Here is a 14,883-nt window from a genome sequence, read left to right on the forward strand (position 1 = left end):
ACCACGGGAGCGACGCCCGTGCGGGCGGTCAGAGCGCGGACGCGGCGCGACGATCCCTAGGCGTCACGAACAGGGGGGCGGAAGGCGCGTCGCGCCTCGGCCGCCTCCGCGCGGATCGCGCAGCCTTCCGCATGATCGTTGATCAGGCCCATGGCCTGCATGAAGGCGTAGATCGTGGTCGGACCGATGAAGGCCCAGCCTCGCTTCTTGAGGTCCTTCGACATTGCGATGGAGGCGGCCGAGACCGAGGTCGTCTGCGGCGCCGCGAGAACGTCGGCGAAGGGCTCGAACTGCCAGACATAGGCCGCCAGCGACCCGTATTCCCGAACCAGATCCTGCGCCCGCCGGGCATTGTTGAGGACGGCCTGGATCTTTCCGCGGTGCCGGACGATGCCGGGCTCCCCGAGCAGCCGCTCGACGTCGGCTTGGTTGAAGGCAGCGATCCGATCGATGTCGAAGTCGTGAAAAGCCGTGCGGAAAGCATCGCGCTTGGCGAGGATCGTGCGCCAGCTCAGGCCCGATTGAAACCCTTCCAGGCAGAGCTTTTCGAAGAGGCGGCGGTCATCCGCGACCGGGAAACCCCATTCCCGGTCGTGATATGCGGTGAATTCCGGCGCGGCGGCGCACCAGCGGCAGCGCGACCGCCCATCCGGGCCCGTGAACGTCGGGTGCATCGCTCAGGCTTTCAGGAAGGCGAGCCGGTCGTCCGTCTGGCCTGGCGCGATCTCGAGGATCTCGGCCCCGACCACGCCCTCGGCCACGAACGGGTCTTCGGCCAGCCGATCCTCCAGATCCGGACGGGTCAGGTTGTGGGCGAGGATCGCGCCGCCCTCGGGTGGCCGCAGGCTCCCCGCGACGAGGAAGACGCCGTCCTCGAAGCCGCGCCGGATCCAGGCATTATGCCCCTCCATGAGCGCCGCGGCCCCGTTCCGATGGGCGGAAAATTTCAGGATGACGACGAACATCGGACGGGTTCTCCTTCAGGCTTGGGGGGCATCGGTCCGCGCGGGAGCGGCCGGTGCCAGCGTGGCGAGCCAGGCCCGCATGTCGTCGACCTCCCGGTGGATGAAGTCTTCGTCGCGAAAGGCGGTGGCCAGGGTCGCGACGCCCTGGCTGCGCGCCAGGAGGTGCAGGGCCAGCGCATTGGCATCCTGCGGGCGCCCGAGTTGCGCGAAGGCGCATGCGAGCCAGTCGCGGAAGAGCGTGAAGACCTGGTTCGCTCTGTCCTGGGCGATGTGGTCGAGCTTGGCGAGTTCGCTGCACAGGGTGCCGACCGGGCAGCCGTGGAGCATGATCTTCGCCCGGTTGGCGATCAGGATCTCGATGAAGCGGCGGATCTTCTCCGCCGGAGTGGCACTCTCGCTCTGCCACGCTTCCAGCATCGCTCGCGTCCCGGCGAGGCGGAAATCGATCACGGCGTCGAGAATGTCGTCCTTCGTTTTGAAATGATAATAGAAATTCCCGCGCGAAATCTTCACGGCCGAGGCGATGTCCGAGAACGACGTCGCGTCGAAGCCGCGTTCGTAGAAGAGGCGATCCGCAGCCTCGACGATGTGCTGGCGCGTCTCCATGCTTGTCCCTATCGCGTCGGCTGCTGGCGCGCCTCTCCCGCAATGGGGCCGCGGCGCGGAACGCACGACCTGTTTAGGGCAAGCGTCCTAGGCGCATTTTTGGACGATCGTCCTAGAGAGGTCAAGCCTACCTTGGATCAGTCGGACGCGCAGGCTTGCGAGGGGCTGGCCGGGTGGGAGCGCTGCGCCAGATCAGAAGGACGAGGAAACCGAACCGGAAAGAACCGACGCACCATGAAATGGTACGCGCTGCGCCCCCGCGATCCCACCGATGCCCGGTGGCCTCTGCCCGATCGGCCACAGGTGACTCTGAAGGCCGAAGACCCGGCGGATGCGCGCCGGCGCTTCCTGCAGGCTTACAAGAGCGAGCCTTTCGGCAACCCCGTCTCGCCGGTGCCCGATGCCGGCCGCGGCAGCTTCCTCGGAGACGAGGAGGCTCTTCTCGTCGAGGAGACGCATACGCCTGAAACGCCGAAGGCCTGAGCCACGTAGGAACCTGGGCGAACAGAGAGGTTTGGCGAATGACTACGGTTTCCAAGCCGCCGCACGAGACCCTGGACGCCCAGGTCGCCGCTTACTGGGAACGGGAGGCGGCCCGGCTCGACATTCTGGCAGCCCAAGCGAGCTTCGCCTGGATGATCCGGAGCTACGCCCGCAAGGCTGAGCGCGCCCGCAAGGTCGCTGCGCAGGCCCGCGGGCGGGAAGCGGCGCGCGGGCGCGGGCCTGTGGAGGGGGAGACGGCCGAGGGCGCATAGCCCGGGCTAAGACCTTTGCCGTGGCCTTGGGGCCGCTCGGGCGGTTAAGGGGCGGCCCCGCCGGCGCTTGAGCCGGCCTCGTCCCCGATTCCAGCAATGACCCGTACCGAGAAAGCGGCTCTCCTGAGCGCGGCCGTCGGCGCCCTCGTGACGGCGCTCAAGTTCGCAGCCTACTGGCTGACTGGGAGCCTCGCGCTCTATTCGGATGCCTTGGAGAGCATCATCAACGTGGTGGCGGCGGCCTGCGCCTTCGTCGCCCTGCGGGTCGCAGCCCAGCCGGCGGATGATCAGCATCCCTACGGCCACCATAAGGCCGAGTATTTCTCCGCCGTGATCGAGGGCACCCTCGTCATCGTCGCAGCACTCCTGATCCTGCGCGAGGCCTATCACGGCGTCCTCGATCCCAAGCCGCTCGACGCCCCGCTGATCGGCCTCGCAGTCAATGGTGTCGCCACGGTGATCAATGCGGGCTGGGCGTTCTGGCTGATGCGCCGGGGCCGGGTCTGGCGCTCGCCGGCGCTCATCGCCGACGCCAAGCACGTCTTCGCCGACGTCTTCACTTCCGGCGGCGTTCTCGTCGGCGTCGCCCTGGTGCTCCTCACCGGCAACTTGGTGCTCGATCCCGTGGTGGCGGGCCTCGTTGCCCTCAACATCCTGTGGTCCGGCTGGACCATGGTGCGCGACTCGGTGAACGGCCTGATGGACCAGGCCGCTTCCCCCGAGATGGTACAGAAGATCCGCGCACTCATCTCCGGCCACAGCGAGGGGGCACTTGAGGCGCACGACGTGCGCACGCGCCATGCCGGCAGCGCCACCTTCGTCGATTTCCACCTCGTCGTGCCCGGCGAGATGACGGTGGCCGAGTCACACGCTATCTGCGACCGGCTGGAGGCGGCCATCGAAGCCGAGATCGACGGCGCCGTGGTGGTCATCCACGTGGAGCCCGGCGACGAGGCCAAGCAGCGCGGCGTGCCGGTGATCTGAGAGGTCACCCCTCCTCGTCCTGCGTCGCGCCGAAGATCGGCACGAAGGCGGCGCGCAGGGCCATGTCGACCTCCGGCATCGAGACGATCCGGCCGAGATCGGCCAAGCTCGTCACGCCGTGCCGGCTGATGCCGCAGGGCACGATGCCGGTGAAATGGGAGAGATCCGGCTCCACGTTGAGGCTGAGCCCGTGCAGGCTCACCCAGCGCTTCACCCGGATGCCGATCGCCGCGATCTTGTCCTCGACCGCCTCGCCTCTCTCCGGCCGTCGCACCCAGACGCCGACACGGTCCTCCCGCCGCTCGGCCCGCACGTTGAAGGTGTCCAGCGTGGCGATGATCCAGGCCTCCAAGCTCGCCACGTAGGCGCGCAGATCCGCCCGGCGGCGGTTGAGGTCGAGCATCACGTAGGCGATGCGCTGGCCCGGGCCGTGATAGGTGTATTGCCCGCCCCGCCCGGTGCGGTGGACGGGAAAGCGGTCCGGCTCGACGAGGTCGGCGGTCTTGGCCGAGGTTCCCGCGGTGTAGAGCGGGGGATGCTCCAGGAGCCAGACGAGTTCGCGGGCCTCGCCCCGCGCGATGGCCGAAGCCCGCGCCTCCATCGCCTCCACTGCTATCTCGTAATCGACGAGGGTGTCGCTCACCCGCCAAGCGACCGGCGGTGCGCCCGGGCGCGGCAGGAAGGTGGCGGGCGCCACCGCGAGCCGGGGCGAGGAGATCGGGCCGTCGTTTACCAAGGCTTCACCATCCACGAGGAATGCTGGCCCGATATCACAGGTGGCGTCCCGGGCGGCAGGCGTGGCGGTTCTCGAAGACCTCAAGGTCGATCTCAAGGTCGTTCTCGGCCGCAGCCAGATGCCGCTGCACATGTTGCTGCGCATGGGCCGCGGCGCGGTGATCGAGCTCGCCGCCACCGAGACGGACATGGTCGAGATCCTGGCCAACGACCACCCGATCGCCCGCGGGCAGATCGTGGTCACCGGCAACCGCATCTCCGTGGAGGTGACCGAGCTGATCCGTAAGGCCGAACTGGTGCGCACCCCCGGCGCGACGATCGGCGAGGAGGCCTCGGCCCTGGTCGGCGAAGTGCTGGCCTGAGCCGGCTGTCCTTGCCTCAGCCCGACAGGGCGGCCATGAATAGATCCGGCCGATAGAGCGCTGTCGCCCGCTGGGTGACATCTGCCGTCGTCTCGATCTGGCCGCAGGCCGCCATCTGCCCTACCAGCCAGCGCGCCTGGTCCAGCTCGGGCCGGTGGGTCTCGGCGCCGAGGCGGAGATAGGCGGGTTCGGACCAGGTCGTGCCGCCCGCGTCAACGGTCAGCGCCCCCGCCAGCACCCGCGCGAGCAGCGCCGCGTCCGGGCCGAGGCCGGCCCTGTCGGCGAGGAGAGCGGCGAGTTCGGTGCGATTGCCCGGATCGGCGCACCAGATGCCCGCCCGGTGGACCGCGCGCACCAGAGCGAGTCCCGCCTCCGCCTCCGAGGCGGGCAGGGCCAGAACCTTCTCCGGGCAATCCGGCACGATGGCACAGCCGAGCGCCGCAATCCGCCCGATCCCGGCCTCGACCGCGATGCTGTTCCAGGGGGCGCCGACGCAGAAGCCGTCGATGATGCCGCGCTTCAGTGCCTCCACGGTGTTGGGCGGTGGCACCACGACGAGGCGCAGAGCCCGGCGCAGGTCGAGGCCACCCCGTTCGGCGAAGAGCCGGAGCTGGTAGGTGTGGCTCGAGAAGGGATGCACCGTGCCGATGGTGAGGGGGCGGCCCTCTTCCGCCCGCGCCCGGGCGATCCGGGCGAAGGCCTGCGCCACGTCGTCGAGGGATTCGCTCGCCGGCGCCATCTCCGCCCAGAGGGGATTCGACAGGGTGATGGCGTTGCCGTTGCGGTTGAGCGCCATCGGCACGCAGAGATCGGCCTGCGGCCCGGAGCGCCCCAGGGCACTGGCGATGGCCAGAGGCGCGAGCATGTGGGCGGCATCGAGATGGCCGAGCGCCAGGCGGTCGCGCAGGGTGGCCCAAGACGGCTCCTGCGACAGGGTGATGGTGAGGCCCTCCGCCCGAGCGAAGCCGCGCTCCGCCGCGGCGATCACGGGCGCGGCGTCCGCGAGCGGGACGTATCCGACGACGAGGCTCATCCGAGCAGATCCGCCGCCGTGACGATGGCGCGGGCGATGTCCACGATCTTGCGCTTCTCGTTCATGGCCTGCTTGCGCAGGAGCTTGTAGGCGTCGTCCTCCGAGAGGCCCTTGCGGGTCATCAGGATCCCCTTGGCCCGCTCGATCAACTTGCGGTCGGCGAGCTCGGAGCGCGCCTCCTCCAATTCGCGCTGCAGCCGCGCGAAGGCGTTGAAGCGCAGGATCGCGATATCGAGGATTGGCCGGATGCGCTCGGAGCGCAGGCCGTCGACGACGTAGGCCGAGATCCCGGCATCGACTGCCGCCTGCATCATGCTCTGGTCGGAGCGATCGACGAACATCGCCACCGGCCGCTCGACATGGCGGCTGAGGCTCGACATCTGCTCCAGGATATCCCGGCTCGGGCTCTCCAGATGCATCACGACCACGTCGGGCTTGAGGGCGGCGACACGGGCCTGCAGGTCGGTGCCGTCAGGAATGACCACGACGTTGCCGATGCCGGCCGCGCGCAGTCCCTCCTCAAGGATGGCCGCGCGGACGTGGCTCGGGTCGACGACGGCGACGGTGAGGCTGGTCTCGGTCATCGAGGCCGCAAGGCTCGGGGAAAGGGGCGTCCAGGGCGCGGTTAGCGTGCTGCGCCGCGTCCGCGCAAGGTGCCCACTGCAAGCGATGTGCCCGACCTGCGCATTCGTTACAAACAGCGACATAACGGCCCAGCTTCCGCCGCAAACGCGTCCCAACTCTTCCTGCACGCAAGGCCAGAGCGGAGGTGGGTACCGATGCGCAGTCCTGGATCGGATCGCTCCGTCACGGAGACGTTCTCGACGGGGCGCACGGCCGCCCTCCCCTTCCTGCCGACGCTGCTGAGCGCGGCGGTGATTGCCGGCCTGTCCTTCCTCTGTCAGGAACCCTCCCGAGAGGCCGGGATGCGCGAGCGGCCGCAGGTCAGCCCCGCTCCGAGCATGACGCTGACCGAGCCGGCTACCACGGGCGCCCTGGCCGAGGTGCCGGTTCCGGCGGCAACTGCCTTCGCCCGGGCTTTTCCGGATCCGTCGCCGAGTCTCGCCGCGACGGCGGACGAGGCCGCGGCGCGTCCGGCGCCGGTGCGCACGGCCACGCGGCGCACCCGCCGCAACACCACTCTGGCCCGCGGTGCGGCTCCCAAACCTGCCGCCGAGCCGGCGGCCGAGCAACGCAGCCTCGCCAACAGCGAGCCCGGGCCCGATCTGCCGACGGGCGCCCTACCCTTCGCGCCGACCGCCAGCGCGGTCTGGAGCGCCGCCCGCTCCCTCGGCACCGGTGCGGTCAATCTCGGCAGCGCCGTGGTCGACCTAGTGCCGAGCCTGCGCTGAGCAGGCCGATTGCCGACCCCGTGACGGTGGTCGGTGTGCGCTAGCGCATTCCCCGCGCATCCGCACGGGAACGTCGCCGCATCCCGCGTGTTGCGGCCAAGGCTTGCCGCGTCCGACACCCCGCGCGGCGCGCGGCGCTCCGGGAGACGGTATGGCGGGACGGATCGAGGATTATGCCCTGATCGGCGATTGCCGGACGGCAGCCCTGGTCGGCCGCGACGGCAGCATCGACTGGCTTTGCTGGCCGCGCTTCGACGCCTCGGCCCTGTTCGCCGCCCTGCTCGGAACCGAGGAACACGGCTTCTGGAAGCTCGCCCCGACCGCCAAGGCCGCCGAGCATTCCTGGCGCTACCGCAGCGGCACGTTGGTTCTGGAGACCTACCACAAGACCCACGAGGGCGAAGTCCGCGTTACGGACTACATGCCCGCCGGCGACGGTTCGCACCTGATCCGCCTCGTCGAGGGCCGGAAGGGCCAGGTCGCCATGCGCATGGATCTCGCCGTGCGCTTCGACTACGGCTCGGCCGTTCCCTGGGTCTCGCGCAACGAGCTCGGGGACCTGCGGGCCATCGCTGGGCCCCACAAGGTGGTCCTGCGCACCAATGCGCCCCTGCGTGGCGCAGGCCAGACCACGGTCTCCGAATTTACGGTGCATGAGGGCGAGACCGTCCGCTTCGTGCTGAGCTACGGCGCCTCCCACGAGGAGGATCCGCCCCCGATCGAGCCCCGCCGGGTTCTCGCCGACACGAACCGGTTCTGGCGCGACTGGTCGAACCACTGCGCCGGGGGCACGCCCTGGGACGACCTCCTCAAGCGCTCGCTGCTGACGCTCAAGGCGCTCACCTACATGCCGACCGGCGGCATCGTGGCGGCGCCGACCACCTCCCTACCGGAGGATCTCGGCGGTGTGCGCAACTGGGACTATCGGTTCTGTTGGCTGCGCGATTCGACCTTCACCCTGCTGGCGCTGATGGATTCGGGCTTCCTCGACGAGGCGCGGGCTTGGCGCGACTGGCTGCTGCGGGCGGTGGCCGGCAACCCGGAACAGGCGCATATCCTCTACGGCATCGCTGGCGAGCGCCTGCTGCCCGAGATCGAGCTCGACTGGTTGCCGGGCTACGAGGGCGCGAAGCCGGTCCGCGTCGGCAATGCGGCGATCTCCCAGTTCCAGCTGGACGTGTATGGCGAGCTGTTCGATGCCCTCTACCAGGCCCGCATCCGCGGCATGCTCGGCGACAAGGATGGCTGGCGGGTGGGCCGCGCCCTGCTGCAGCACTTGGAAACGGCTTGGCGCGAGCCCGACGAGGGGATCTGGGAGGTGCGCGGCGGCCGCCGACACTTCGTGCATTCCAAGGTGATGGCCTGGGTCGCCTTCGACCGGGCGATCCGCAGCCATAACGAGGACGAGGCGCCCAATGCCCCCGTGGGCCAATGGAAGCGCATCCGCGACGAGATCCATGCCGAAGTCTGCGAAAAAGGCTTCGACACGGAACTCAACAGCTTCGTGCAGAGCTACGGTTCCAAGGCCCTCGACGCGAGCCTGCTGCTCATCGCCCATATGGGCTTCCTGCCGCAGGACGATCCCAAGGTGATCGGTACCGTCGAGGCGATCGGCCGCCATCTCATGCGAGAAGGCTTCGTGCTCCGCTACGAGACCGAGAATTCCTCGACCGACGGCCTGCCGGGCAACGAGGGCGCCTTCCTGCCCTGCACGTTCTGGTATGCGGACAACCTGATCGGGCTCGGCCGCTGCGACGAGGCGCGGGCGATCATCGAGCGCCTGATCGGGGTCTGTAACGACCTCGGGCTCGCCTCCGAGGAGTACGACGTGCGCAAGAAACGCATGGTCGGTAATTATCCGCAGGCCTTCACGCACGTTGCCCTGGTGAACACGATCCTCAATTACAGCCGGGCGACAGGCCCCGCGAAGGAACGCGGCGGTGGAACCGACAAGACAGCCCAGGCTGCGGGGGTGTCGTGAAACGCGGGGCTGCGCTACAGGCGGCCCCAACGCCGTAAGGCAGGCGAAAGACGGATTTTATCGATGAGCGGTGCAGACACCCCCGCGAAGACGGGCCTCAACGAGGCCGATAAGCTGGCGATCGACACGATCCGGACGCTGGCGATCGATGCGGTGCAGAAGGCCAATTCCGGCCATGCCGGTGCGCCGATGGCGCTGGCGCCCGTGGCCTACACCCTGTGGAACCGCTACCTACGCTATGACCCGGCCCATCCGCACTGGCCGAATCGCGACCGCTTCGTGCTCTCGGCGGGCCACGCCTCGATGCTGCTCTACGGCCTGCTCCACCTCGCCAAGGTGGCGGAGAAGGACGGCGGCAACGCCCCGGCGGTGAGTCTCGACGACATCAAGCAGTTCCGCCAGATCGATAGCCGCACCCCCGGCCATCCCGAGTACCACTTCACCACCGGCGTCGAGACCACCACAGGTCCCCTCGGCCAAGGCGTGGCGAACTCCGTCGGCATGGCGATGGGCGGCCGCTTCCTCGGCGAGCGCCTGAACCGGCCCGACCTGCCGCTGTTCGACTACAACGTCTACGCCATCTGCTCGGACGGCGACCTGATGGAGGGCGTGGCCTCCGAGTCCGCCTCGATCGCCGGGCACCTGCGCCTGTCGAACCTGTGCTGGATCTACGACAACAACACGATCACCATCGAGGGCCACACCACGCTGGCCTTCTCGGAGGAGGTCGCGGCGCGCTTCCTCGCCTATGGCTGGCAGGTGCTGCGGGTCGCCGACGCCAACGACGTCGACGCGATCGCCGCTTCCCTGGAGACCTTCCTCCAATCCGCCGACCGACCGACCCTGATCATCGTCAACTCGATCATCGGCTACGGCGCGCCCAAGAAGCAGAACACGGCCAAAGCCCATTCCGACGCCCTCGGCGAGGACGAGGTGAAGGGCGCCAAGCGCGCCTATGGCTGGCCGGAGGACGCGCAGTTCCTGGTGCCAGACGGGGTCTACGACACCTTCGCCGAGGGCATCGGCAAGCGTGGCGCGGCTCTCTATGCGCAGTGGGATGGCTTCCTGAAGGAGGCTAAGCAGGCCGATTCCGCCCTTGCGGAGGACCTCGATGCCTTCTTCGAGGGCCGCCTGCCGGCAGGTTGGGACAAGGACATCCCCGTCTTCGAGGCCGACGCCAAGGGCCTTGCCACCCGCGAATCATCGGGCAAGGTGCTCAACGCCATCGCCAAGCACGTGCCCTTCCTCCTGGGCGGCTCGGCGGATCTCGCGCCCTCGAACAAGTCGAACCTCACCTTCGAGGGGGCCGGCTCGCTCACGCCCTTCGAGCCGGGCGGGCGCAACATCCATTTCGGCGTGCGCGAGCATGCTATGGGATCGATCGTGAACGGGCTCGGGCTGGTGGGCCTGCGGGCCTATGGCGCGACCTTCCTGGTCTTCGCCGATTACATGCGGCCCCCGATCCGGCTCGCCTCGCTGATGGAGCTGCCGGTCTTCCACATTTTCACGCACGACTCGATCGGCGTGGGCGAGGACGGACCGACCCACCAGCCGGTGGAGCAGATCCTCTCCCTGCGGGCGATCCCCGGTCTGGTGACGCTCCGCCCGGCCGACGCCAACGAAGTGGCCGAGGCCTACCGGGTGATCTTCACGCTGAAGAACCAGCCCGCGGTGCTCGCGCTCTCGCGCCAGCCGCTTCCGACCTTTGACCGCTCGAAGTTCGGAAGTGCCGCGGGCGTGGCCAAGGGCGCCTATGTGCTCGCCGACTGCGAGGGCACGCCGGAGATCATTCTGATTGGTACCGGCTCCGAGGTGCAGCTCTGCGTGGGGGCCTACGAGGCTCTGAAGGCGGAGGGCGTGAAGGCCCGCGTGGTCTCGATGCCGTCCTGGGACCTGTTCGAGCGCCAGGACGAGGCCTACCGAAATTCCGTGCTGCCCCCGGAAGTGCTGGCCCGCGTCGCGGTCGAGCAGGGCAGCGTCATCGGCTGGGACCGCTACGCCGGTTCCTCCGGCGCGATTGTCGGTATGCACACCTTCGGCGCCTCGGCCCCGATCAAGGACCTGCTGACCAAGTTCGGCTTTACCGCCGAGAAGGTGCTGGAGGCGGCGCGCGACCAACTCGCCCGGCACAGGAAATAGCACGCGCGAAAGGCCCTCCCCCTCCGTGGGGGAGGGCGATGCGCGGCGGTCCGCCCCTCTCTACGGGCGGGAAATGCAAGACTCGATGCGAGGACGACCGAGATGAGTGCGTTGAAGGCCCTCTTCACCGAGCACGGACAGGCGGTCTGGCTCGATTACGTGGCTCGCGGCTTCCTGGCTAAGGGGGAGCTGAAGGCGTTGGTCGAGAAGGACGGCCTGCGGGGCGTCACCTCCAACCCGGCGATCTTCGAGAAGGCGATCGGCCATACGGCCGAGTACGACGATGGCCTCAAGACCGTCCTCGATCAAGGCGATGCCCGGGTGGTCGACCTCTATGAGGGGCTCGCCATCGAGGACATCCAGAACGCGGCCGACGTGCTCCGGCCCGTCTACGAGGCGAGCGACGGCGCGGACGGTTATGTCAGCCTAGAGGTCTCGCCCTACCTTGCCCTCGACACGCAGGCGACCCTCGACGAGGCGCGCCGGCTGCACGCGGCGGTGAAGCGCGACAACCTCATGGTCAAGGTGCCGGCCACGCCCGAAGGCCTGCCGGCGATCCGCCAGCTCACGGCGGAAGGCATCTCGATCAACATCACCCTGCTGTTCTCGCAGGAGACCTACGAGGAGGTCGCCAACGCCTTCATCGACGGCCTCACCGAGTTTGCCGGCAAGGGCGGCGACGTTTCGCGCGTTGCGAGCGTGGCGAGCTTCTTCATCAGCCGCATCGACAGCTTGGTTGACAAGAAGCTCGACGAGAAGGGGGGCTTCGACGACCTCAGAGGCAAGGTCGCGATTGCCAACGCCAAGCTCGCTTACCAGCGCTACAAGCGCCTGTTCTCGGGCGAGCGCTGGGAGGCGCTGGCCGCCAAGGGCGCCAAGGCGCAACGCCTGCTCTGGGCCTCCACCGGCACCAAGAACAAGGCCTATTCCGATGTGCTCTACGTCGAGGAGCTGATCGGGCCCGACACCGTCAACACCATGCCGCCTGCGACCATGGACGCCTTCCGTGACCACGGCAAAGCCCGGGCCACGCTGGAAGAGGGCATCCCGGAAGCCGAGGCGGTTATGGTCCGACTGACGCACGCCGGCATCGACATCGAGGAGGTCGCCCGCCAACTCGTCGAGGAGGGCGTGCAGCTTTTCGTGGACGCCGCCGACAAACTGCTCGGTGCGGTCTCCGACAAGCGCGCCGCCCTGCTCGGATCCCGCCTCGACAGCCAGGCACTCGTGCTCCCCGAGCCGCTGCAGGCGGCGACCGACAAGGCCCTCGAATCCTGGCGCGAGAGCGGCGCGATCCGCCGTCTTTGGGCGCATGACACCTCGGTCTGGACTGGCCGCGACGAGGACAAGTGGCTCGGTTGGCTGCGCATCGTCGAGGACGAGCTGGAGAATGTCGGCGCGTACGAGACCTTCGCCGCCGAGATCAAGGCCGAGGGCTTCACCGACGCCGTGGTGCTCGGTATGGGCGGTTCCAGCCTCGGCCCGGACGTGATCGCCGCGACCTACGGCGCCCGCGAGGGCTTCCCCAAGCTCCGCATCCTCGACTCGACCGACCCGGACGAGGTCCGTGCCGTCGAAGCCGCGGTGAACCTAAAGACGACGCTCTTTATCGTCGCCTCGAAATCCGGCTCGACGCTGGAGCCGAACGTGTTCCGCGACTACTTCCTCGGCCGGATGAAGGATGTCGTCGGCGAGAAGGCCGGGCGCCATTTCGTCGCCGTGACCGACCCGGGTTCCGCCATGGAGATGGCAGCCAAGGACGACGGCTTCCGCCGCATCTTCTTCGGCATGCCGCAGATCGGCGGGCGCTATTCCGTGCTCTCGGCCTTCGGGCTGGTGCCGGCGGCGGCGAGCGGCATCGAGATCCGGACGTTTCTGGAGACGGCGCGCGCGATGGTCCGCTCCTGCGGCCCCGCCGTGCCGCCCGCCCACAATCCCGGCGTGATCCTCGGCGCCGCGCTCGGCACGGCCGCGGTCGAGCAGGGGCGCGACAAGGTGACGGTGATCGCCTCCCCCGGCATCGACAGCTTCGGCGCCTGGGCCGAGCAGCTCATTGCGGAATCGACCGGCAAGGAAGGCAAGGGCCTGATCCCGGTCGACGGCGAGCCCGTGGACGTTCCCGCCGTCTACGGTGAGGACCGCTTCTTCGTGTATCTGCGCCTCGACCGCCGGGCCGACGCCCGGCAGGACGAAGCCGTGAAGGGGCTGGAGCGCGAGGGCCATCCGGTCGCCACGATCGAGCTCGTCAACGAGGAGCAACTGCCGCAGGAATTCTTCCGCTTCGAAATCGCCACGGCGGTCGCGGGCGCGATCCTCGGCATCAATCCCTTCGACCAGCCCGACGTCGAGGCGAGCAAGGTCGAGACGAAAAAGCTCTTCGCGGCAGCCGAGGAGACCGGGGCGCTACCGCCCGAGACGCCGATCTTCGAGGACGAAACCATCGCCCTCTACGCCGACTCCGCCAATGCCGGTGCCCTCTCCCAGGCTTCCGGCGGGCTGGAGGCGGCCCTCGCCGCTCATCTCGCCCGGGTGAAGGCCGGGGATTATGTCGCGCTCCTCGCCTACGTGACCCGCAACGAGCGCCATGCCAGCATCCTGCAGGAGGCGCGCCTTGCCGTGCGCGATGCGAAGGCGGTGGCGACCTGTCTGGAATTTGGGCCGCGCTTTCTCCACTCGACCGGCCAAGCCTATAAGGGCGGCCCCGAGAGCGGTGTCTTCCTGCAGATCACCGCTGATCCGTCCAGCGACTTGCCGATCCCTGGGCGCAAGCTTGGCTTCGGCACGGTGATCGCGGCCCAGGCCCGCGGCGACTTCGCGGTGCTGGCCGAGCGCGGCCGCCGGGCCCTGCGCGCCCATATCAAGGGCGACGTGGAGGCCGGGCTGAGGCGCATCGCCGCCGCCATCAAGGAGGCCGTGGCGTAGCTTCACGCATCCCTCCCCGCCGCGGGGAGCGACCGAACAAAGCCCTCTGCATATCCGGACAGGAGCGAGACGCGATGCAACTCGGCATGATCGGCCTCGGCCGTATGGGCGGCAACATCGTCCGGCGTCTCTTGCGGGACGGGCACACGGCGGTGGTCTATGACCGCAATACCGAGGCGGTGGCGACGCTGGAGAAGGAGGGCGCTACCGCGGCCACGAGCCTCGAGGATCTCGTCGCCAAGTTGGAGACACCGCGTGCCGCCTGGGTGATGCTGCCCGCCGGTGCCATCACGGAGGAGACCGTCACGCAGCTCTCCGGCCTGATGGCCGAGGGCGACACGATCATCGACGGCGGCAATTCATTCTGGGGCGACGATGTGCGTCGGGCCGCCGCGCTGAAGGAAAAGGGCCTGCATTATGTCGATGTCGGCACCTCCGGCGGCGTCTGGGGCCTGGAGCGTGGCTATTGCATGATGATCGGCGGCGACAAGGAAGCCGTCGACCGGCTCGATCCGATCTTCCGGACCCTCGCCCCCGGCCTCGGCGATGCGCCCCGCACCAAAGGCTGGGACAAGCACGACCCCCGTGCCGAACAGGGCTATATCCATGCCGGCCGCAGCGGCGCGGGCCATTTCGTGAAGATGGTCCATAACGGCATCGAATACGGGCTGATGCAGGCCTATGCGGAGGGCTTCGACATCCTGAAGAATGCGGCCAGCGGGGCTCTGCCCGAAGACCGCCGCTTCGACCTCAACGTGGCCGAGATCGCCGAGGTCTGGCGCCGAGGCAGCGTCGTCTCCTCCTGGCTCCTCGACCTGACCGCCGAAGCGCTGGCTGCGGATGGCGAACTGGAGCATTTCACCGGCAACGTCCAGGATTCCGGTGAGGGCCGCTGGACCATCAACGCCGCGGTCGAGGAGGCCGTACCGGCACCCGTGCTCTCGGCGGCGCTCTATGCTCGCTTCCGTTCCCGCGAGAAGGAGGTCTTCGCCGACAAGCTTCTCTCCGCGATGCGGAAGGGCTTCGGTGGCCATGTCGAGCCGAAATGA

General features: G+C 68.6%; 15 protein-coding genes. 9 read left to right on the forward strand and 6 right to left on the reverse strand.

The features are described 5' to 3' along the window. Nucleotides 1-56 precede the first annotated feature (56 nt). From MFF21_RS18920 to MFF21_RS18930, 3 genes are read right to left on the reverse strand one after another with little or no spacing between them, the layout of a single operon-like run. Complete coding sequence (locus MFF21_RS18920) at nucleotides 57-674, reverse strand: DNA-3-methyladenine glycosylase I (RefSeq protein ID WP_238312935.1); 618 nt, start codon at nucleotides 672-674, stop codon at nucleotides 57-59. Between the two features lie 3 nt (nucleotides 675-677). After that, on the reverse strand, nucleotides 678-965 hold the full coding sequence (locus MFF21_RS18925) for a YciI family protein (protein WP_238312936.1): 288 nt from the start codon (nucleotides 963-965) through the stop codon (nucleotides 678-680). A gap of 15 nt (nucleotides 966-980) precedes the next feature. Further along, complete coding sequence (locus MFF21_RS18930; protein ID WP_238312938.1) at nucleotides 981-1,571, reverse strand: TetR/AcrR family transcriptional regulator; 591 nt, start codon at nucleotides 1,569-1,571, stop codon at nucleotides 981-983. A 132-nt stretch (nucleotides 1,572-1,703) separates the two neighbouring features. On the opposite strand from MFF21_RS18930, the gene MFF21_RS18935 reads away from it, so the two are divergent. The 3 genes from MFF21_RS18935 (at nucleotide 1,704) to MFF21_RS18945 (ending at nucleotide 3,310) form a co-directional block, all read left to right on the forward strand. Continuing rightward, entirely contained in the window at nucleotides 1,704-2,054 is a 351-nt protein-coding gene (locus MFF21_RS18935; protein ID WP_238312940.1) for a hypothetical protein, read from the forward strand. 38 nt (nucleotides 2,055-2,092) lie between these two features. Further along, nucleotides 2,093-2,326 carry a hypothetical protein gene (locus tag MFF21_RS18940; RefSeq protein ID WP_238312942.1) on the forward strand — a complete coding sequence of 78 codons (234 nt, stop codon included), beginning with the start codon at nucleotides 2,093-2,095 and terminating at the stop codon, nucleotides 2,324-2,326. Nucleotides 2,327-2,422: 96 nt separating this feature from the next. Continuing rightward, on the forward strand, nucleotides 2,423-3,310 hold the full coding sequence (locus tag MFF21_RS18945) for a cation diffusion facilitator family transporter (RefSeq protein ID WP_238312944.1): 888 nt from the start codon (nucleotides 2,423-2,425) through the stop codon (nucleotides 3,308-3,310). A 4-nt stretch (nucleotides 3,311-3,314) separates the two neighbouring features. Here the strand turns inward: MFF21_RS18945 and lipB are convergent, their stop codons facing one another. Then, nucleotides 3,315-4,007 carry a lipoyl(octanoyl) transferase LipB gene (lipB, locus tag MFF21_RS18950; RefSeq protein WP_238313033.1) on the reverse strand — a complete coding sequence of 231 codons (693 nt, stop codon included), beginning with the start codon at nucleotides 4,005-4,007 and terminating at the stop codon, nucleotides 3,315-3,317. A 100-nt stretch (nucleotides 4,008-4,107) separates the two neighbouring features. On the opposite strand from lipB, the gene MFF21_RS18955 reads away from it, so the two are divergent. Then, nucleotides 4,108-4,407 (forward strand): FliM/FliN family flagellar motor switch protein, encoded by a 300-nt coding sequence (locus tag MFF21_RS18955; protein WP_238312946.1) that lies wholly within the window; start codon nucleotides 4,108-4,110, stop codon nucleotides 4,405-4,407. A 16-nt stretch (nucleotides 4,408-4,423) separates the two neighbouring features. Here MFF21_RS18955 and MFF21_RS18960 read toward each other — a convergent pair whose 3' ends face one another. Then, nucleotides 4,424-5,440, reverse strand: a complete 1,017-nt coding sequence (locus MFF21_RS18960; protein WP_238312948.1) for a CmpA/NrtA family ABC transporter substrate-binding protein — start codon at nucleotides 5,438-5,440, stop codon at nucleotides 4,424-4,426. Further along, nucleotides 5,437-6,024, reverse strand: a complete 588-nt coding sequence (locus MFF21_RS18965) for an ANTAR domain-containing response regulator (protein ID WP_238312949.1) — start codon at nucleotides 6,022-6,024, stop codon at nucleotides 5,437-5,439. Before MFF21_RS18965 ends, MFF21_RS18960 begins: the two co-directional genes overlap by 4 nt. A gap of 195 nt (nucleotides 6,025-6,219) precedes the next feature. Here MFF21_RS18965 and MFF21_RS18970 point away from each other — a divergent pair, with 195 nt between their 5' ends. The 5 genes from MFF21_RS18970 to gnd all read left to right on the forward strand — a co-directional run bounded on the left by MFF21_RS18970 (nucleotide 6,220) and on the right by gnd (nucleotide 14,883). Beyond that, on the forward strand, nucleotides 6,220-6,792 hold the full coding sequence (locus MFF21_RS18970; protein WP_238312951.1) for a hypothetical protein: 573 nt from the start codon (nucleotides 6,220-6,222) through the stop codon (nucleotides 6,790-6,792). Nucleotides 6,793-6,943: 151 nt separating this feature from the next. After that, a complete protein-coding gene (locus MFF21_RS18975) occupies nucleotides 6,944-8,773 on the forward strand; it encodes a glycoside hydrolase family 15 protein (RefSeq protein ID WP_238312953.1) in 1,830 nt (609 codons plus the stop codon). Nucleotides 8,774-8,836: 63 nt separating this feature from the next. Further along, complete coding sequence (gene tkt / locus MFF21_RS18980; protein WP_238312955.1) at nucleotides 8,837-10,912, forward strand: transketolase; 2,076 nt, start codon at nucleotides 8,837-8,839, stop codon at nucleotides 10,910-10,912. A gap of 102 nt (nucleotides 10,913-11,014) precedes the next feature. After that, nucleotides 11,015-13,834, forward strand: a complete 2,820-nt coding sequence (locus tag MFF21_RS18985) for a bifunctional transaldolase/phosoglucose isomerase (protein ID WP_238312957.1) — start codon at nucleotides 11,015-11,017, stop codon at nucleotides 13,832-13,834. 74 nt (nucleotides 13,835-13,908) lie between these two features. Beyond that, nucleotides 13,909-14,883: a phosphogluconate dehydrogenase (NAD(+)-dependent, decarboxylating) gene (gnd, locus tag MFF21_RS18990; RefSeq protein ID WP_238312959.1), complete on the forward strand. Its 975-nt coding sequence runs from the start codon at nucleotides 13,909-13,911 to the stop codon at nucleotides 14,881-14,883.

The organism is Methylobacterium organophilum, assembly GCF_022179465.1.
In the GTDB taxonomy this organism is placed as follows: domain Bacteria; phylum Pseudomonadota; class Alphaproteobacteria; order Rhizobiales; family Beijerinckiaceae; genus Methylobacterium; species Methylobacterium organophilum.